The organism is Modestobacter sp. URMC 112 (assembly GCF_053502575.1).
This window is the reverse complement of the sequence record NZ_CP199957.1, coordinates 3,083,493-3,101,648: the sequence shown is the minus strand read 5'-3', so window position 1 is coordinate 3,101,648 and position 18,156 is coordinate 3,083,493. Positions and strand designations below refer to the sequence as shown.

General features: G+C 77.1%; 14 protein-coding genes. 10 read left to right on the top strand and 4 right to left on the bottom strand.

Annotated features, from left to right (window positions below):
• Positions 1-166: 166 nt before the first annotated feature.
• Complete coding sequence (gene dinB, locus ACWIX6_RS14545; RefSeq protein ID WP_448613144.1) at positions 167-1,435, top strand: DNA polymerase IV; 1,269 nt, start codon at positions 167-169, stop codon at positions 1,433-1,435.
• A 143-nt stretch (positions 1,436-1,578) separates the two neighbouring features.
• Entirely contained in the window at positions 1,579-1,989 is a 411-nt protein-coding gene (locus ACWIX6_RS14540; protein ID WP_448613143.1) for a DUF3040 domain-containing protein, read from the top strand.
• A 64-nt stretch (positions 1,990-2,053) separates the two neighbouring features.
• Here ACWIX6_RS14540 and ACWIX6_RS14535 read toward each other — a convergent pair whose 3' ends face one another.
• From ACWIX6_RS14535 to ACWIX6_RS14520, 4 genes are all read right to left on the bottom strand, one after another.
• Positions 2,054-3,007, bottom strand: a complete 954-nt coding sequence (locus ACWIX6_RS14535) for a ribose-phosphate diphosphokinase (RefSeq protein ID WP_448613142.1) — start codon at positions 3,005-3,007, stop codon at positions 2,054-2,056.
• Positions 3,008-3,073: 66 nt separating this feature from the next.
• Positions 3,074-5,437, bottom strand: a complete 2,364-nt coding sequence (locus ACWIX6_RS14530) for a transglutaminase family protein (RefSeq protein ID WP_448613141.1) — start codon at positions 5,435-5,437, stop codon at positions 3,074-3,076.
• Entirely contained in the window at positions 5,434-6,789 is a 1,356-nt protein-coding gene (locus ACWIX6_RS14525; protein ID WP_448613140.1) for a DUF58 domain-containing protein, read from the bottom strand. The genes ACWIX6_RS14530 and ACWIX6_RS14525 overlap by 4 nt, the downstream gene beginning before the upstream one ends.
• A gap of 6 nt (positions 6,790-6,795) precedes the next feature.
• On the bottom strand, positions 6,796-7,809 hold the full coding sequence (locus tag ACWIX6_RS14520) for an AAA family ATPase (RefSeq protein WP_448613139.1): 1,014 nt from the start codon (positions 7,807-7,809) through the stop codon (positions 6,796-6,798).
• Positions 7,810-8,159: 350 nt separating this feature from the next.
• Here ACWIX6_RS14520 and mraZ point away from each other — a divergent pair, with 350 nt between their 5' ends.
• The 8 genes from mraZ (at position 8,160) to murD (ending at position 18,145) form a co-directional block, all read left to right on the top strand.
• On the top strand, positions 8,160-8,594 hold the full coding sequence (gene mraZ, locus ACWIX6_RS14515; RefSeq protein WP_448613138.1) for a division/cell wall cluster transcriptional repressor MraZ: 435 nt from the start codon (positions 8,160-8,162) through the stop codon (positions 8,592-8,594).
• Positions 8,595-9,000: 406 nt separating this feature from the next.
• On the top strand, positions 9,001-9,975 hold the full coding sequence (gene rsmH, locus ACWIX6_RS14510; RefSeq protein WP_448613137.1) for a 16S rRNA (cytosine(1402)-N(4))-methyltransferase RsmH: 975 nt from the start codon (positions 9,001-9,003) through the stop codon (positions 9,973-9,975).
• A gap of 218 nt (positions 9,976-10,193) precedes the next feature.
• Entirely contained in the window at positions 10,194-10,676 is a 483-nt protein-coding gene (locus ACWIX6_RS14505; RefSeq protein WP_448613136.1) for a hypothetical protein, read from the top strand.
• Positions 10,677-10,680: 4 nt separating this feature from the next.
• Positions 10,681-12,549 (top strand): peptidoglycan D,D-transpeptidase FtsI family protein, encoded by a 1,869-nt coding sequence (locus ACWIX6_RS14500; RefSeq protein ID WP_448613135.1) that lies wholly within the window; start codon positions 10,681-10,683, stop codon positions 12,547-12,549.
• Between the two features lie 102 nt (positions 12,550-12,651).
• Positions 12,652-14,208 (top strand): UDP-N-acetylmuramoyl-L-alanyl-D-glutamate--2,6-diaminopimelate ligase, encoded by a 1,557-nt coding sequence (locus ACWIX6_RS14495; protein ID WP_448613134.1) that lies wholly within the window; start codon positions 12,652-12,654, stop codon positions 14,206-14,208.
• The gene (locus tag ACWIX6_RS14490) at positions 14,205-15,647 is read left to right on the top strand and encodes a UDP-N-acetylmuramoyl-tripeptide--D-alanyl-D-alanine ligase (RefSeq protein ID WP_448613133.1); all 1,443 of its coding nucleotides are present in this window, start codon (positions 14,205-14,207) and stop codon (positions 15,645-15,647) included. Before ACWIX6_RS14495 ends, ACWIX6_RS14490 begins: the two co-directional genes overlap by 4 nt.
• Positions 15,644-16,723 (top strand): phospho-N-acetylmuramoyl-pentapeptide-transferase, encoded by a 1,080-nt coding sequence (gene mraY / locus ACWIX6_RS14485; RefSeq protein WP_448613132.1) that lies wholly within the window; start codon positions 15,644-15,646, stop codon positions 16,721-16,723. Before ACWIX6_RS14490 ends, mraY begins: the two co-directional genes overlap by 4 nt.
• Positions 16,724-16,726: 3 nt before the next feature.
• Positions 16,727-18,145 (top strand): UDP-N-acetylmuramoyl-L-alanine--D-glutamate ligase, encoded by a 1,419-nt coding sequence (gene murD / locus ACWIX6_RS14480; protein ID WP_448613131.1) that lies wholly within the window; start codon positions 16,727-16,729, stop codon positions 18,143-18,145.
• Positions 18,146-18,156 lie beyond the last annotated feature (11 nt).

The window sequence follows — 18,156 nt, the reverse complement described above, 5'->3', positions numbered from 1 at the left end:
GATGGTCGTGGTCGGGACCACCGGACGGCGGCCACCTGAGGGTGTTCTACCGCGAAGATCAGCCTGCCACACCTGCGGGCCGCGCGGCGCGGACGGCCGGGCGGAGGGCCGCCCGATAGGGTCACTGCATCGAACACGCGTTCGACGGGGACGGGGAGGGGCAGGGGTGTCCGAGCGGGCTGCCGGCTGCACGTTGCTGCACGTCGACATGGACGCCTTCTTCGCCAGCGTGGAGGTGCGCCGGCGCCCCGAGCTGGCCGGCACGCCGGTGATCGTCGGTGGGGCGGGCAACCGCGGCGTGGTCACCTCGGCCACCTACGAGGCGCGCCGCTTCGGGGTGCACAGCGCGATGCCGACCGCCCGGGCGCTGCGGCTGTGCCCGACCGCCACCGTGCTGCCCGGCGACATGGCCCTCTACGCCGAGGTGTCCCGGTCGGTGATGGCGCTGTTCCGGTCGATCACCCCCCTGGTCGAGCCGCTGAGCCTGGACGAGGCGTTCCTCGACGTCGCCGGCGCCGGCCGCCGGCTGGGCGACGCGGTGGCGATCGCGGAGTACGTCCGTGGCCGGGTCTTCGACGAGCAGGGCATCACCTGCTCGGTGGGGGTGGCCGGCACCAAGTTCGTCGCCAAGCTCGCCTCCACCCGCTCCAAGCCCGACGGGCTGCTGGTCGTCCGGCCCGCCGAGGTCATGGACTTCCTGCACCCGCTGCCGGTGAGCGCGCTGTGGGGGGTGGGCGCCAAGACCGAGGAGGTGCTGCTGCGGCTGGGGCTGCGCACCGTCGGCGACCTCGCCCACGTGCCGGCCCGCACCCTGCAGCGGGCGGTCGGGCAGGCCGCGGGCAGGCACCTGCACGAGCTGGCGTGGGGCCGCGACCCGCGCCGGGTGGTGCCCGACGAGCCGGACCGGTCGACCGGTGCCGAGGAGACCTTCGGCACCGACGTCGACGACCCCGCGGTCATCCACCGGGAGCTGCTGCACCTGGCCGAGCGGACGGCGGGGCGGCTGCGCTCCACCGGTCACCTCGCCCGCACGGTGAGCATCAAGGTGCGCTTCGCGGACTTCACCACCATCACCCGCTCGCGCACGCTGAAGGTGCCCACCGACGTCGGCAAGGACCTCTACGACACCGCGCGCGGGCTGTTCGACGCCCTGGGCCTGGACCGGGCGCGCATCCGGCTGGTGGGCGTCCGCGCGGAGGGGCTGGTGGAGGCCGACGGCACCGCCCAGCAGCTCGAGCTCGGCGCCCGCGAGCACGGCCGCCGGGACGCCGAGCTGGCCGCGGACCGGGCGGCCCGGCGGTTCGGGGCCGGCGCGGTCCGGCCGGCCACCCTGCTCGGCCGCCGGGCACCCGGATCGGGGCCGGGATCGGGGTCGCGATCAGGGTCGGGAGCGGGGTCGGGAGGCGGGCCGGACCGGGCCGGAGGACCCCGCTGACCCCCTCCGGAGGACCCCGGATCGTCCTCCCGGGTGTGTCGGCGCCCGCTCGCCTTTCGCACCCTGCAATCGGCTCGTATCCTCGGTGTCACCACGGGCGGACAGCCGCCGGTGGCCCCTGCACTGTGCACCTGGAGGTCGACGTGCCGCTCTCAGAGCACGAGCAGCGTCTGCTGGAGCAGATCGAGCGGGCCCTCGTCGACGACGACCCGAAGTTCGCCTCGACCGTACGCACCGGCGATCGCCGGCAGAAGGCCCGCCGCCAGCTGCAGCTGGGCATCGTCCTGGTCGTCCTCGGCCTGGCCGGGCTGATCGGCGGCGTGGCGGTCCCCAACACCGTCCTCGGCGTCATCGGCTTCCTGCTGATGTTCGGCGGCGTGGCGCTCGGGGTCCTGAACTACAAGAGCGCCACCGGCGCCGTGGACGTCGTCCCCGGGGGCGGCGCCCCGAACCGCACCGCCGGCCGCGGTGGGCGGTCCGGCGGCGGCAAGGTCCGGCGCCAGCCGCTCAAGGACCGCCTCGAGGAGCGCTTCCGGCGCCGCTACGACCAGTAGCCCTCCAGCACCTCCGCCTGCAGCCGTCGTCCCGCCGGGACGGCGGCTGCCGTCGTCCCGGCGGTCAGCCGCCGGCGCTGGGGACGACGTCGAACAGGGCGCTGACCGACTCCCCGTCGTGGATCCGCTGCACCGCCTGCGCGAGCGCCGGCGCGACCGACAGCACGGTCAGCTTCTCCGACGCCGAGGGCACCGGCACGGTGTTGGTGCAGACGATCTCCAGCACGTCGGGCTGGGCGCCGATCCGCTCCAGCGCCCCGGCGGTGAACAGGCCGTGCGTGCAGGCGACCCGGATCGACCGGGCCCCGGCGTCGCGCAGCCGGTCGATCAGCTCCAGCACTGTGCTGCCCTTGGCGATCTCGTCGTCCAGCACGATGACGTCCCGGTCGGCGACCTCCCCGATGACGGCGCTGATGCTGACCCGGTCGTCGGCGTAGCGCTGCTTGGCCCCCGCGGCCACCGGCACCCCCAGCCGGCGGGCGAACGCCGCGGCCTCCTTGGCGTTGCCCAGGTCGGGGGAGACCACCGTGGTGGCGCTCAGGTCAAGCGTGCGGAAGTGGTCGGCCAGCTCGCGCAGCGCGTGCAGGTGGTCCACCGGGACGCTGAAGAACCCGTGCACCTGCGGCGAGTGCAGGGTCATGGCCAGCACCCGGCCGGCCCCGGCCGCCACCATCAGGTCGGCGATCAGCCGGCCGCCGATGGAGATGCGGGGCACGTCCTTCTTGTCCGACCGGGCGTAGGCGTAGTGCGGCACCACGACGGTGATCCGCGCGGCCGAGGCGCCCCGGGCGGCGTCGATCATCAGCAGCAGCTCGACCAGGTGCTCCTGCACCGGTGTCACCAGCGGCTGCACCAGGAAGACGTCGCGCTCGCGGCAGTTGGCCTGCAGCTGCACCTCGAGGCAGTCGTTCGCGAACCGGGTCACCCGGACCGGGTGCAGCGGGACGCCGAGCTGGGCGCACATCTCCGCGGCCAGCTCGGGATGGGCGCTGCCGGCGAAGACGGCGATCTCTCGCAAGGGGCACTCCGCAGGTCTGGGCGGCGGCGCAGGTCGGGGCCACCGTAGCGGCACGCGACCGGGTGCTCAGGCCGAGCGGGCCCGGCGGGGCACCCGGGCGACCAGCCACTGGGCCGCCGCGCCGACCGTGGACGCCGGCCACAGCGCCGCCGCCACCCGCTGCGGCCGGGACACCGTGCGCAGCAGGGCCCGCTGGACCGTCCGCAGCGCCGCGCCCAGCGGGACCTCTCCGGCGGCTCCCGGCGGGCCGTACACCGCGCGCTCCTCGGCCAGCGCCAGCTCCCGCACGGCGGGGACGGCGGCCGGGTCGGTGCCCGACGTCAGCTCGGCCAGCTGCCGGGCCAGCGCCCTGGGCGTGCCGGTCCGGGAGACCGTGATGCCCAGGTCGGTGGTGGTGGCCAGCAGTTCGTCCCACAGCGCCCCCGGGCGGCCGTCGGCCAGCCGGGCGGCGCGCTGCCGGCGGCGGACCGCCCAGGGCAGCGCGGCCAGCAGCAGGACCCCCAGCGTCACCCCGGCGCCGGTCGCCCAGGCCGTGACGTCGGTCGACTGGGCCGCGGGGAGCCCCACCGGGCTGAACTGGTCGTCCCGGTCCAGCTGGGCCTCCGGCCCGGTGGGCAGCGGCGCCGGGGCGCCGGGCACCACCGGCGTGCTGGCCGGGTCCGGCGCGGCGTCCGCACGGGGCGCCCACTCCAGCGGCACCGCACGGCCGGCCCCGATCGGGGTCGGGTCGAAGGGCACCCAGCCGAAGCCGGCGAACCACGCCTCGACCCAGGCGTGCGCGTCGTCCGAGGTGACCACCCGGGGGCCGGCGGTCGTGCGCTCGCCGGGGGTGTAGCCGAGCACCACCCGGGCCGGGACGCCGGCCGCCCGGACCAGCACGCCCATCGCGCCGGCGTACTGCTCGCAGTAGCCCCGCTTGAGCCGCAGGAAGTCGGCCAGGTCGTCGCCGGTGGTGCCGGGCTGCGTGGACAGGCTGTAGACGAAGCCGTTGCCGCGGTCGGTGAGGTGGTCGCTGATCGCCCGTACCCGCTGGTAGGGGGACTGCCCGGGGTCGGTCAGCTGGTCGACGAGGGCGAGGACGCTCGGGTCGAGCGCGGGCAGCTCGGTGTACCGGCGCAGGAAGCGGTCACCGGGGTCCAGGTCGGTCGCCGCGGCGAGCTGCTCGGCCCCGGGCCCCGGCTCCTCGGCGACCACCCGCCAGGACAGGTCCGCGGTCGTCACCTCGCGGCCGAAGACGGTGTCGGTCACCGGGTCGAACCGCCAGGACTCGTCGTCGCCGCCGCGCACGTCGATCGCCTGCGGCGCGGAGAAGGTGGGCAGGAACTGGTCGTCGTGCCCGATGGCGGTGATGGTGGCGGTCACCTGCCGGCCCGCCGCCCGCGGGGGCAGCGGGGCGAGCGGCGCGTCCGCGGCGATGGACCGCTGCCCGTCCAGGTTGCTCATCCGCCACCCGTCGGCGCTGTACTCGTCCAGCGTCACCGCCCGCAGGTAGCCCGGCTCCTCGACGTCGGTGGACACCTCCAGCAGGTCGATCGGCTCGGGCCGGGCCAGCTCGCCGCGCAGCTCGGCGACCGGGTCCAGCGAGGTGCCGGTGCTGCCGGTCCCGGCACCCGTGCCGCTGCCCATCCCCGCGGCCAGGGACCCCTCGGTGAGCGTCGGGACGACGACCGGCAGCAGGAGACCGGCGACCAGGGCCAGCGCGCCGGTGCGCACCGCGGCCAGGGTGCCGGTGCCCCAGCGCGAGCCCGCGCCGGTCGGCGTCCCGCCGGCCAGCCGGTCCCGCTGGTCGGCCCACAGCAGCACACCGAAGCCGGTGGCCGGCGCCAGGAAGGCGATCGCCGACACCGACCCGGTGATCGTGCTGACCGGCACGCAGTACAGGACCAGCAGCCCGAGGCCGCCCAGCGCCGGCTGGCGGGCGGTGACCGCCGCCAGGTCCACGGCGATCGCGACCACCGCCACGAACACCGTGGTGAGCGCGACCAGGCCGGTCAGCGGAAGTGCCGGGGTGGCCTGCTCCTGGATCTCCGCCCGCCCGTCCAGCAGCACCAGGTTCAGGTCGGCCACGCTGCTCCAGGTGGGCAGCACGCCGGCGAAGGACCGGTCGGCGGCGAACCCGGCGGTGAGCAGGCACAGCACCAGGAAGGCCTGTCCGAGCGGCACCGCGAGGACCTGCGCGGCCCGGGCGGCCCCCGGGGTGCGGGCGAGCCGGGCGGCGGCGCCGCGCAGCGCCGCCCCACCCAGCCCCACCACCAGCACCGCGGCGGCCACCGGCGGCAGCCAGCTCCGGGCGGCGAACACCGGGTCCAGGGCCAGCGCGCCCAGCAGCACGGCTGCCGTGGCGGCCACGGCGGTGCCCGGCCGGCGCACCAGCGGGTCGTCGGCCGCCGGGCCCACGGCGGGCCGGCTCAACGCGGACGTGCTGCTCATGCCCCCACCCTCGCGCCGGCCCACCCGGCTCCGACGGACGAGCCCAGCTGGGCCCACACCTGCTCGACCGGCTGCCCCGGCCGCACGGTCGTCACCTGCCACCCGGCCGCCTGCAGCAGCCGGGCGGCGTCGGCCTGCCGGGTGACCAGCTCGGCGCGCATCCCGGCGGACACCGGCCGCCGGCCGCGGCCGGCCCCGCCGTCCAGCCAGCCGTCGGGGTCGGCCAGCACCGCCACGTCGGTGCCCGGGCCGGACCGCGCCCGCACCAGGGCCGCCACGTCGTCCGGCCCGACCAGGCCGAGCAGGCAGACGACCGGCCCGTCGACGGCGGCGCGGCGGAGGGCCTCCACGGCCAGGTCCAGGCCGGCCACCCGGGACGGCGTCAGCTCGGCCAGCCGGTCCAGCAGCTCACCGGCGTCCAGGCCGCCGCGCGAGCCGGAGCCGCCCAGGTCGCCGGTGTCGGTCACCACCCGCAGGCCCGCGCCCCGCTGGAGCAGGTGCGTGCCGATGCTCGCCGCCGCCTCGACCATCCACTCCAGGGTGTCCGGTGGGGCGGCCGGGTCTCCGGCGCGGCCGCCGGCACCGGCCAGGTGGGCGGCGGTCCGGGTGTCCAGCAGCAGGGTGGCCGCCGACCGCCACGGCCGCTCCTCCAGCCGCACCATCAGCTCGCCGGTCCGGGCGGTGGCCCGCCAGTGCACCATCCGCAGGTCGTCGCCGTGCCGGTACTCCCGGGTGCTCACGTCGTCCTCGCCGTGCACGGCGATCGACCGGCGCGCGCCCTCGCCGCCGCTGCCGCCGCCACCGGCCAGCCCGCCCGAGCCGGTCAGCGGGCGCACCCGCGGGACGACGAGGAGGGCGGCGGTGTCGGTGCCGGCCGCGGTGCGCAGCACCAGGCCGAACGGGTCGACCAGCCGCAGCCGGAGCGGGCCCAGCGGGAACCGGCCCCGCCGGGCCCCGTGCAGCCGGTAGCGCAGCGCGGCCGTCGCCCCGGGGGACAGCCGGTCGACGACGAAGCGAGGACGCTCGCCCAGCTCGGCGGGCAGGTGCTCGGTGAGCTGCCACAGCCCGCCGGTGCGCCGGTCGGTGTTGGTGACCTCCAGCAGCACCTCGGCGTCCGCGCCGCGGGGCACCCGGGCGGGGGTGACGCTGCGCCGGGTCGCCAGCCGGAACCGCTGCCGGGCCACCCCGAGCGCGGACAGCACCGGCAGCGCCAGCACGAACAGCGCCAGCCGCAGCAGCGACCGCTCGCCCAGCAGCGCGCCGAGCACGCCCAGGGTCCCGCCGCCGGCGACCAGGCAGCGCCCGCGGAGGGTGAGGGACGAGGCGGCGTCGGCCAGCCGGCTCCGGGCCACGGGCGGTCAGCGGCCGCGGGGGATCGGGACGGCGGCGAGCACGTCGGCGACCACCCGCTGGGCGTCCTTGCGGGCCAGGGCGGCGTCAGGGCTGAGCAGCAGCCGGTGGGCGAGCACGGGGACCGCCATGGCCTGGACGTCGTCGGGGAGCACGTGGTCGCGGCCGGCGAGGGCGGCGGCGGCCCGGGCGGCCCGCAGCAGCTGCAGCCCGGCCCGGGGGGAGGCGCCCAGGCGCAGGTCGGCCGACCGCCGGGTGGCCTCGACCAGGGCGACGACGTAGCGGCGCAGCGGCTCGGCGACGTGCAGCCCGCCGACGGCGGCGACCAGCGCCCGCACCATCGCGGCGTCGGCGACCGGGGTGAGGTCGGTGAGCGGGTCGGCGGTGGCCCGCTCGTCGAGCATCGCCAGCTCGGCGTCCCGGTCGGGGTAGCCCATCGAGATGCGCGCGGTGAACCGGTCGCGCTGCGCCTCCGGGAGGGGGTAGGTGCCCTCCATCTCCAGCGGGTTCTGGGTCGCCAGCACCATGAACGGCCGGGCCAGCTCGTAGGTGACGCCGTCCACGGTGACCTGGCGCTCCTCCATGCACTCCAGCAGCGCGGACTGCGTCTTGGGGGAGGCGCGGTTGATCTCGTCGGCCACCACCATGTTGGCGAACACCGCGCCGGGCTTGAACTCGAACGCCCGGCTCTCCTGGTCGTAGACGGCCACGCCGGTGACGTCGCTGGGCAGCAGGTCCGGGGTGAACTGGATGCGCCGCACGGTCCCGTCGATGGAGCGGGCCAGCGCCTTGGCCAGCGTGGTCTTGCCGACGCCGGGCACGTCCTCGATCAGCAGGTGGCCCTCGGCCAGCAGCACGACCAGCGCGAGCCGGACGACGTCGGGCTTGCCCTGCACCACCCGGCCCATCGCGGCGGCGATGCGGGCGCCCTCGGCGGCGACGTCCACGTCGCGGGGGGCGGGTCCGGCGTCGTCCAGCTGCTCGGCGAGGCCCGACTGCAGCTCCGCGGTGCCCTCGCTCACGCGCCCTCCTCCCCGGCGGGGGCCGGGTGGGGAACCGTCGGTGCTGCGCCCGGGCGCGACCTCGCAAGCTCGCTCACGGGACCCACGGTACGTGGGGGAGAGCCGCAGGTGGGGGGCTCGACCGCCGGGTGCGCGACGCCGCCCACCGGACGGCGCCCGCGGCGGGTGCACGGCGGCCGGGCGGGTGTGCCGGGGAGCGCGGTGGGGGGCGGTGGAGAGCTGGGGGCGACACGGGTCAGAGTGGTGTCCAGTGGGGGCTGGTGGGTTAATGTGTCGCGCAATGGGGAGGCAGGGCTGCGCCTGCGGCTCTGCGGGACCACAGGAGGACAGATGCGGGGGGCGGTGATCCGGTGTTCGTCGGCAGCTACGCCCTGCGTCTCGACGAGAAGGGCCGGCTGGCCCTCCCGGTCCGCTACCGCGAGCTCGTGGCCGACGGCATGGTGATCAAGAAGGGCCAGGAGCGCTGCGTCTACGGCCTCACGATGGCCCGCGTCGCCGAGCAGAGCGCCGCCCTCAAGGCCATGGCCCCCGCCGACACCAACGCCGCCCGCATGCACGCCCGGATGAGCTTCGGCTCGATGGTCGAGATCGAGGCGGACAAGACCGGCCGGATCACCATCCCGGCCAGCCTGCGGGAGTACGCCGGCCTGGACCGCGACGTCGTGGTCGTCGGCGTGGACACCCGCTTCGAGATCTGGGACGCCCCCAGCTGGGACGCCTACGTCGCCGAGCAGGAGGCCGTCTTTGCGGCCATGGAGAGCGAGGGGATGCCGACCCTGTCCTGACCGCCCCTCCGACCAGCTCCACCCCGCCCCACCCCGACCGAGCCGACTTCCCCGCGGCTCGACCGGACCCGCACCGAGCCGGCTTCCCTCCAGCTCGGCGCACTCCAGCACCGAGCCGGCTTCCCTCCAGCTCGGCGCACCACGGGCACCGAGCCGGCTTCCCTCCAGCTCGGCGCCCCGCGCCACCGCTCTCCACCCCTGAGCGGGGCTCCTCCTGGTACCGCTTCCCCGGCGCCAGGCGGGCCCCGCAGGGGGGCGGGAGCCGCTGGGCGCCCCACTCCTCCTCCACCGCACCGCCACCCCGGCCCACCCGCCCCACCGCGCCCCACCCCACCGTGGAGCCGCACCACCCCGCCAGCACCCGACCGGCCCTCCGCGGCCCCGAGCCGCCCGAGAGGAGTCGACGATGAGCCCCGAGCCCCCCGGGCCCGCGGTGCACGTCCCCGTCCTCCTCGACCGGGTCAGCGAGCTGCTCGCCCCGGCACTCGACGCCCCCGGCGCCGTCCTCGTCGACGCCACCCTGGGTCTGGCCGGTCACTCGCTGGCCCTGCTGGCCGCCCACCCCGGTCTCCGCCTGGTCGGCCTGGACCGCGACCCCGACGCCCGGGCCGAGGCCGCCGCCCGGCTCGAGGCCGCCGGCCACCGCGACCGGGTCACCCTGGTCCCCGCCGTGTTCGACGAGCTGCCCGAGGTGCTGGACCGGCTCGGTCTTGCCGAGGTACAGGGGGTGCTGTTCGACCTCGGCGTCTCCTCCCTGCAGCTGGACCGCCCCTCCCGCGGCTTCAGCTACTCCACCGACGCGCCGCTGGACATGCGGATGGACCCCTCGGCCCCCCGGACCGCCGCCGACGTGGTGAACACCTACTCGCGCGGCGAGCTCACCCGGGTGCTCAAGGTCTACGGGGAGGAGCGCTTCGCCGGCCGGATCGCCGCGGCCATCGAGCGCGAGCGGGTCCGTGAGCCGTTCACCGGCACCGCCCGGCTGGCCGAGCTCGTCCGCGACTCGATCCCGGCAGCCACCCGCCGCACCGGCGGCCATCCCGCCAAGCGGACCTTCCAGGCCCTGCGCATCGAGGTCAACGACGAGCTGGGCGTGCTCACGCGGGCGCTGCCGGCCGCCATCGACGCCCTCGCCGTCGGCGGCCGGATCGTGGTGATCACCTTCCACTCGCTGGAGGACCGCATCGTGAAGCAGGCGCTCGTCGCCGAGGCCACCGACCGCACGCCGCCGGAGATGCCCGTGCCGATGCCCCAGCACGCCCCGGTCCTGCGCCTGCTCACCCGGGGCGGCGAGGCGCCGGCCGACGCGGAGACCGCCGCCAACCCCCGGGCCGCGTCGGCCCGGGTGCGGGCGGCCGAACGCGTCCGGCGGGCCGCATGACCCGTCCGGCCCGGACGGCGGCCGCAGCTCCGTCGGCGCCCTCGGCACCAGTGGCCCCCGCACGGACCGGGTCCACCGCGAGCGGCCGGAGCGCTCCCGGCTCCCGGAGCGCCGCGGGCGGCCGGGGCGGCGCCGCCACCGGGCCGGTCCGGCGAACCGGCCCGGTCCCCAGCCGGCCGCAGCTGCGACTGGTCCCGCCCGCACCGGCCGCCGGGCGGATGCGGGACACCGCCGCCGGCCGCCAGGCCCCCTTCGTCCTGCTCGTCGTGCTGATGCTGGTGGCCACCACGGTCTCGCTGCTGCTGCTCAACACCGCCATCGCGGTGGACTCGCTGAAGGCCACCGACCGCCGGTCGGCCATCGCCGACCAGGCCCAGCAGGTGGAGCGGCTCGAGCAGCAGGTCGTCTCGGGCAGCACCGCCGCCGAGCTCGCCCGGGCCGCCGCGGCCAACGGCCTGGTGCCCGCCGGCCCGGCCGGCCACCTGGTGCTCGGGCCCGACGGCACCTCGGTCCTGCGGGGGACCGCCGAGCCGGCCCCCGTACCTCCCGCTCCACCGGCGGCCGCCCTGCCCCCCGCGGCCGCCGCCGTCCCGCCCGCGCCCGCCGCCCCCGCGCCCGCCGTCCCTGCACCCGCACCGGCCGCTCCGGCGCCGGCCGGCGGCCTGCCCCCGGCAGCCCCGGCCGACGCCGCCGGGGACTGAACAGGTGGCCGACGACGGACGCCCCCTGGGCCCCCGGCGCACCGCCGCCCGCCCGGCCCCGGCCGCCCGCGGCGCCGCGCCGCGGGCCCGGGCGCCGCTGCCCACCGGCGCGCCTCCCGCGGCCGGCCGCGGCCGCGGGCGAGGCTCGGCCCCCGTGCGGGTGCGGCACGACCAGCGCAACCGGTGGGGCCTGGTGTTCCTGGTCCTGCTGCTGGTCGCCGTGGTCGGCCGGCTGGTGCTCCTCCAGGGGGTGGAGGGGACCGCCTACGCCAACGCCGCCCAGCAGGACCGGCTGGCCAGCTACCCCATCGCCGCTCTGCGGGGTGCCATCGTCGACCGGGACGGCGACCAGCTCGCCTACACCGTCGAGGCCTCCCGCGTGGTCGCAGACCCGACGGTCGTCGAGGACCCGGCCCGGACCGCGCTGGCCCTCACCACACTGCTCGACGTCCCGGCCACGGAGCTCACCGAGAAGCTGTCCGGGGACGGCCGGTACGTCGTGCTGGCTGCCAAGGTGCTCCCGGAGACCACCGACCAGATCGAGGCGCTCGGCCTGGCCGGCGTCTTCCTCGAGGACGACCCGCTGCGGCTCTACCCGGCCGGCTCCGTCGGCGGCCAGGTGGTCGGCTTCGTGGGCCGCGACGGCGAGGGGCTGGCCGGCATCGAGCAGCGCTTCGAGGACCAGCTGGCCGGCACCGACGGGCGACGCCAGGTCGAGGTCGACGGCCGCGGCAACCCGATCCCCTCCGGGATCGACGACAGCACCCCGGCCGAGGACGGCGGCACCGTCGCGCTGACCATCGACGAGGACCTGCAGTTCGTCGTCCAGGAGCGGCTGGCCACCGCCTGCTCCGACGGTGCGACCACCCGGGCGTCCGCCGTCGTCCTGGACGTGCAGACCGGCGAGGTCGTCGCGCTGGCGTCCTGCCCGGGCTACGACCCCGGCCGCGCCGGCGAGACCGACCCGGCGCTGCTGGGCAACCCGGTGGTGTCCGAGGTCTACGAGCCCGGCTCGGTGATGAAGGCGGTCACCCTGGCCGCGGCGGTCGAGGAGGGCCTGGCGACACCGGAGACGGTGCTGACCGTGCCCGGGCACGTCCAGGCGGGGGACGTCGTCGTCACCGACGCGCACGACCACGCCCCGATCGGCTTCACGGTGACCGGCATCCTGGCCAAGTCCAGCAACGTCGGGTCGATCATGCTGGCCCGCGAGGTCGGCGACGCGAAGTTCGAGCAGTACCTGCGGGCGTTCGGCATCGGGTCCCGGACCGGCGTGGAGCTGCCGGGGGAGAGCGCCGGCATCCTCGAGGACTCCGACGAGTGGACGGCCAGCCGGGCGGCGAACGTGCCGATCGGCCAGGGCGTCTCGGTGACCACCCTGCAGATGGCCTCGGTCTACCAGACCCTGGCCAACGGCGGTGTCCGCGTGCCGCCGCGGGTGGTCAGCTCGGTGACCGCCGCCGACGGCACGGTGACGGCGATGCCCCGGCCGGCGGGGACCCGGGTGGTCAGCGAGGACACCGCGTCGGCGCTGACCTACATGCTCGAGGCCGTGGTGGGTCCCGGGGGCACCGCGCCGCTGGGGTCCGTCGACGGCTTCCGGGTCGTGGGCAAGACCGGCACCGCGCAGCGCGCCAACCCCGACTGCGGCTGCTACGCCGGCGGCGGCTACTTCACCACCTTCGTCGGCTACGCCCCGGCCGACGACCCGCAGTACGTCGTCGCGGTCGACCTGGAGCGCCCCACCAGCTCGGCGGAGGGCGGCCAGGTCGCCGCCCCGGTCTTCGCCGACGTCATGCGCTACGCGCTCACCGCCGGCGGGGTCGTGCCCTCCGGTGCTCCCCGACCCGAGTTCACCCTCACCGCCCCCTGACCGCCTCCCCGGACCACACCGGGCCCCGGACGTGCCCGGCCGGGAGCGCCGGGCCGGGTGCGGACCGGGTGCCGACCGGCTCCGCCGGTAGATTGGACACTCGTGAGTCCGACCGTCGCCGGGTCGGTGCCCCGGCCTCCGGGGACCCGCCCGCTCTCCCTCGCCGAACTGGGCGACCTCGTCGGGGTCCCGGTGGCCGGGGACCCGGCCACCCGGGTGTCCGGCGTGACCCTCGCCTCGACCGGGGTGCAGCCGGGCGACCTGTACGCCGCGCTGCCGGGCGCCCGCACGCACGGGGCCCGGTACGCCGCCGACGCCGCCGCCCGGGGGGCCGCCGCCGTCCTCACCGACCCGGTGGGGGAGGCCGAGGCGCGCGCCGCCGGCCTGCCGGTGTGCGTCGTCCCCGACCCCCGGGACCTGCTCGGAGCCGTCGCCGCCCGCGTCTACGGATCACCCGGCGAGCGGCTGACCATGATCGGGATCACCGGCACCAACGGCAAGACGACGACGGCCTACCTGGTGGAGGCCGGCCTGGCCGCCGCCGGCCGGACGAGCGGGCTGATCGGGACCGTGCAGACCCGGACCCGCGGCCGGGACGCCGCCGGGGCGCCGGTCACCACCGCGCTGCCCAGCGTCCGGACCACCCCGGAAGCCCCTGACCTGCACGCCCTGCTGGCGAGCATGGCCGCCTCCGGCGTGCAGGCGGTGGTCATGGAGGTGTCCAGCCACGCCCTGGTGCTGGGCCGGGTCGGCGGTGTCCGCTTCGCCGCGGCCGGGTTCACCAACCTCTCGCGCGACCACCTGGACTTCCACGGCGACCAGGAGAGCTACTTCCAGGCCAAGGCGCGGCTGTTCGACGGCCGTGCCGCGGTCGAGGTGGTGGACGTCGACGACCCGGCCGGGCGCCGGCTGGTCACCCCGGACACCGTCACGGTGACCACCCGCGGCGCCGCCGGGGCGCACTGGTCGGCCACCGGGGTGGCCCCCGGGCCCGGCGGCGGCTCCACCTTCACCCTGCGCCACCGCGACGGGCGCAGCTGGCCGGTGCGGCTGCGGCTGCCCGGCAGCTTCAACGTGGCCAACGCGGTGCTGGCCGTCGCGCTGCTGGACGCCGTGGGCGTCCCGGTGACCGATGCGGTCGCCGGGCTCGCCGACGCGGTCGTGCCGGGGCGGATGGAGCCGGTCGTGGCCGGCCAGCCGTTCACCGCGCTCGTCGACTACGCGCACACCCCGGACGCGGTGCGCACCGCCCTGGCGGCGCTGCGCGGGTCCACCCGCGGGCGGCTGCTGACCGTGCTGGGCTGCGGGGGCGACCGGGACGCCGGCAAGCGGGCCGACATGGGCGCGGCGGCCGCCGCGGGCAGCGACCTGCTGGTGGTCACCGACGACAACCCCCGGTCGGAGGACCCGGCCGAGATCCGCCGCGCCGTCCGGGAGGGCGCCGAGCGGGTGCCCGCGGAGCAGCGTGCCGAGGTCCTCGAGGTGGGCGACCGGCGGGCCGCGCTGGCCGCCGCCGTGCGCCGGGCCCGCCCGGGGGACACCCTGCTGGTGGCCGGCAAGGGCCACGAGACCGGGCAGGAGGTCGGGAGCCAGGTGCTGCCCTTCGACGACCGCGAGGTGCTCCGAGAAGTGCTCGGCGAGCTCGGGGTGCGCGCGTGATCGAGCTGACCCTGGCCGAGGTCGCCGCCGCGGTGGGTGGCGAGCTGGCCGGCCCGCCCGGCGTGGTGACCGGGTCGGTGACGGTCGACTCCCGCACCGTCGGCGCCGGCGACCTGTTCGTCGCGCTGCCCGGCGAGCGGGTGGACGGCGCGGACTTCCTGCCCGCGGCCGCGGCGGCCGGCGCCGCCGGCGCGCTGGCCACCCGGCCGGACCCGGCGCTGCCCTGCGTCGTCGTCGCCGACCCGGTGGCGGCGCTGGGCCGGCTGGCCGCCGCCGTGCACGTCCGGCTGGTCGCCGGCGGGCTGGTCACCGTCGGGATCACCGGCTCGTCCGGGAAGACCTCGACCAAGGACCTGCTCGGCCAGGTGCTCGCCACCGCGGCACCCACGGTCAGCCCGCAGGGGTCGTTCAACAACGACATCGGGCTGCCGCTCACCGTGCTGACCGCCGATGCGACCACCCGCTTCCTGGTGCTGGAGATGGGCTCGCGCGGCCCGGGGCACATCGCCCGGCTGTGCGCGGTCGCCCGGCCGGCCATCGGCGTGGTGCTCAACGTCGGCTCGGCGCACCTGGGCGAGTTCGGCAGTGCGGAGGTGATCGCCACCAGCAAGGGCGAGCTGGTCGAGGCCGTCCCGGCCGACGGCACCGCGGTGCTCAACGCCGACGACCCCCGGGTGCTGGGGATGGCCGGCCGGACCCGCGGGCGGGTGCTCACGACCGGCGTGCACGCCGGCGACGCCGACGTGCGCGCCGGCTCGGTCGAGCTGGACGGGCAGGCCCGGGCACGCTTCACCCTGGTCGCCGCGGGGGAGGAGCACCCGGTCGCGCTGCGGGTGGTCGGCGCCCACCAGGTCGCCAACGCGCTGTCCGCGGCGGCCGCCGCCCTGGCCGCCGGGCTGGCCCCGGCCGCCGTCGCGGCGGCGCTGTCCGAGGCGGGGACGCGCAGCCGCTGGCGGATGGAGGTCGACCGGCGTCCCGACGGGGTGACCGTGGTCAACGACGCCTACAACGCCAACCCCGAGTCGATGCGGGCCGCGCTGTCCGCGCTGACCGGCCTGGCCGGCCGGCGGCGGATCGCCGTCCTCGGCGCGATGGGGGAGCTGGGGCCCAACGCCGAGGCCGCGCACACCTCGCTGGGCCGCGACGCCGTCCGGGCCGGGGTGGACCTCGTCGTCTCGGTCGGCCCGGACGCCGCCGGGGTGCACACCGGCGCCCGGGCCGAGTGGGCCGCCGCCGGCGCGGGGACGGCCGAGCCGGTGCACGTGCCCGACCGGGACGCCGCCCGCCGGCTGCTCGCCGGCCGGCTCGCCCCCGGGGACGTCGTCCTGGTCAAGGCCTCCCGCTCCTACGCTCTCGAGGTGCTCGCCGCCGACCTGCTCACCGAGACCGACACCGACACCGACGCCGCCCCCCGCGGCACCGGGAAGGGAACCGCGTGAAGTCGGTCCTGATCGCGGCCGCCTTCGGCCTGGTCATCTCCATCCTGTGCACCCCGCTGGCGGTCCGGGCCTTCCGCCGCCGGGGCTTCGGGCAGGAGATCCGGGACGACGGGCCGGAGAGCCACCTGTCGAAGAAGGGCACGCCCACCATGGGCGGCACGGTGATGGTGCTGGCCACCGTCGGCGGCTACCTGATCGCCCACCTGTTCCTGATCAACCAGCCGGGGCGCGGCGTCACCGCCACCGGGCTGCTGCTGCTCTTCCTGCTCATCGGGCTGGGCACCGTCGGGTTCCTCGACGACTACCTGAAGATCCGGTACCGGCGCAGCCTCGGGCTGAACAAGACCGCCAAGCTGGTCGGCCAGCTGGTCATCGGGCTGGCGTTCGCGCTGCTGGCGCTGTGGCAGCAGGACCAGCAGGGGGTGGCGGTCGCCTCGCCCGCGGTGTCCTTCGTGCGGGACATCGCGCCGATGACCCTGCCGCCGGTGCTGTTCGCGGTGCTGGCCTACCTGTTCATCGCCGGCTTCTCCAACGCGGTGAACCTCACCGACGGGCTGGACGGGCTGGCCGCCGGCTGCTCCGCGATGGTCTTCGCGTCCTACGTGATCATCTCCTTCTGGCAGTTCGGGCACGACTGCAGCACCGCGGTGGTCGACGGCTGCTACACCGTCCGGGACCCGCTGGACGTCACCCTGGTGGCGGCCGCGGCGATGGGCGCCTGCCTGGGGTTCCTGTGGTGGAACACCTCGCCGGCCCGGATCTTCATGGGCGACACCGGCTCGCTGGCCCTGGGCGGGCTGATGGCCGGCCTGGCCATCGTCACCCGCACCGAGCTGCTGCTGGTGGTGCTCGGCGGGCTGTTCGTGGCGGTGACCCTGTCGGTGGTCATCCAGGTCGGGTTCTTCCGGGCCACCCGGCGGCGGGTGTTCCGGATGGCGCCGCTGCACCACCACTTCGAGCTGGCCGGCTGGGCGGAGAGCACGGTGATCGTGCGGTTCTGGCTGGTGACCGGCATGGCCGTGGCGTTCGGGATCGGCTTGTTCTACGCCGACTGGCTCTCCTTCGCCGGGCTGTAGACGGTGCAGCTCGCAGGGGCGTCGGTGCTGGTCGCCGGCCTGGGCGTCTCCGGGGCGGCGGCCGCCCGGGTGCTGCTGGCGCGCGGTGCGCGGGTGCTGCTGACCGACGCCGCGGAGCCGGGCGTGCTGGCCGAGCTGGCCGACGCCGGGGCGACCTGGCTGGGCCCGCTGGACACCGTCCCGGAGGGCACCGACCTGGTGGTCACGTCCCCGGGCTGGCGGCCGGACCACCCGCTGCTGGTGGCCGCCGCGCGCGCCGGGGTCGAGGTCGTCGGGGAGCCGGAGCTGGCCTGGCGGCTGCGGGTGGGCACCGGTCCGGACGGCGCCGGCCCGCCGGCCCCCTGGTACGCGGTGACCGGCACCAACGGCAAGACGACGACGGTCACCATGCTGGAGTCGGTGCTGCTGGCCGGTGGGCTGCGGGCGGTCGCCGCCGGCAACGTCGGCCGCCCGCTGGTCGAGGTGGTCACCGCCGTCGGCGAGGACGGCGGGGCCGCCTACGACGCGATCGCCGTCGAGCTGTCCAGCTTCCAGCTGCACTGGTCCTCCTCGATCGCGCCGGCGGCCGCCTGCGTGCTCAACGTCGCCGACGACCACGTCGACTGGCACGGGTCGCCGGAGGCCTACCGCGACGCCAAGGCCGTGCTGCTGCGGCTGGCCCCGGTCGCCGTCGCCGACGCCGGCGACCCGGTGGCCTCCGCGCTGGTCGCTGCGCACCGCCACCCGGTCACCGTCACCCTCGCCGAGCCCGCCCGCGGCCAGCTGGGCGTGCGCTCCGGCGCCCTGGTCGACCGCGCCTTCTCCGCCGTCCCGGCCGGGGAGGTGCTGGTGGAGACCTCGGCGCTGCAGGTCCACGGCCCGCACAACACGGTGAACGCGCTGGCCGCGGCCGCCCTCGCGCTGGCCGCCGGGGTGGCCCCCGACGCGGTCGCCCGGGGCCTGGCCGCGTTCCGCGGCGGCGCCCACCGCAACGTGCTGGTCGGCACGGTGGACGGCGTGGACTACGTCGACGACAGCAAGGCGACCAACCCGCACGCGGCCGGCGCCTCGCTGGCCGCCTACCCGCGGGTGGTCTGGATCGCCGGCGGGCTGCTCAAGGGAGCCGACGTGGACCCGCTGGTCGCGGCGGTGGCCCCGCGGCTGGTCGGCGCGGTGTTGCTGGGTCGTGACCGTGCGGAGTTGGCGCGATCACTCTCGCGACACGCCCCGTCGGTTCCGCGCACCGTGGTCGCCAGCGGCGACGATGGCCCGGTGGACCGGACCCCCGAGCAGGTGATGGCCGAGGTCGTGACGGCCGCGGCCCGGCTGGCGCGCCCCGGCGACACCGTGCTCCTGGCGCCGGCCGCGGCCTCGATGGACGTCTTCACCGACTACGCGCACCGGGGCCGGGCCTTCGCCGACGCGGTACGCGCGCTCGGATGACGGCGCGGAGG

What these genes read in the sequence shown, in the direction of transcription:
- rsmH (WP_448613137.1), top strand. Translation starts at nt 9,001, where the DNA reads ATGAGCCCCGAGCCCCCCGGGCCCGCGGTGCACGTCCCCGTCCTCCTC.
- ACWIX6_RS14530 (WP_448613141.1), bottom strand. Translation starts at nt 5,437, where the DNA reads ATGAGCAGCACGTCCGCGTTGAGCCGGCCCGCCGTGGGCCCGGCGGCC.
- ACWIX6_RS14505 (WP_448613136.1), top strand. Translation starts at nt 10,194, where the DNA reads ATGCGGGACACCGCCGCCGGCCGCCAGGCCCCCTTCGTCCTGCTCGTC.